Annotated in this window: 1 protein-coding gene; it reads right to left on the bottom strand. The window is 71.6% G+C overall.

Annotated features, from left to right (window positions below):
- The coding region (locus D7W79_RS42360; protein ID WP_120530786.1) for an amino acid adenylation domain-containing protein at window positions 1–867 on the bottom strand (867 nt) is incomplete at both ends.

Genomic DNA, 867 nt, shown 5'->3' with positions numbered 1-867 from the left:
CACCGGGCAGCCGCTGCAATGCGGACTCCACCTCGCCCGGTTCGATGCGGAAGCCACGCACCTTCACCTGGAAGTCGGTGCGGCCCAGGAACTCCAGCGTGCCGTCCGCGCGCCAGCGGGCCTTGTCGCCCGTGCGGTAGAGGCGCTCGCCAGGAGTCGCGGCGAAGGGATGCGGAACGAAGCGCTCGGCGGTGAGCTCGGGACGGCGCAGGTAGCCCCACGCGAGGCCGGCGCCGCCGACGAACAACTCACCGGCCACGCCCACGGGCACGGGCCGCAGGTGGGTATCCAGCACGTAGGCCGTGGACTGCCCGATGGGCTTGCCGATGGGCACCGCATGCCCGACGGAGGAAGCCGGGGTCATGACGTGCGCGGTGGAGGCGGTGGTGTTCTCCGTGGGGCCGTAGCCGTTGACGAGCACGGAGCCGGGAGCCAGCTTCGCCAGGTGCTGCCGGGCGCGCTCGGCGGGCATCACGTCGCCACCAATCATGAGCTGGGGCACCCGCGCCAGGGTCTCTCCCTGGTGAATCGCCATCTGCTCGAAGAGCGCCGTGGTGAGGATGACGCTGGTGGGAGCGTGACGGCGGAAGAGGGCCGCGAGCTCCTCCAGCGAGAGTGAATGCGGCGGCGCGAGGACCAGCTGGGCCCCGTGCAGCAGCGCGCCCCAGATTTCCTGCGTGGAGGCATCGAAGGCGGTGGGCGCCAGCTGGACGAAGCGGTGCTCCGGGCCGAAGTGGAAATAGGACGCGCCGCACACCAGCCGCACGACGCCGCGGTGGGCCACCATGACGCCCTTGGGCCGGCCGGTGGAGCCGGAGGTGAACATCACGTAGGCGAGGCTGTCGGCCGAGGTGGGCACGACGGGCG

The sequence above is a fragment of the Corallococcus exercitus genome (assembly GCF_003611585.1).
GTDB lineage: Bacteria > Myxococcota > Myxococcia > Myxococcales > Myxococcaceae > Corallococcus > Corallococcus exercitus.
The sequence above is the reverse complement of the archived record's forward strand: the minus strand, read 5'-3'. Positions and strand labels throughout refer to the sequence as shown.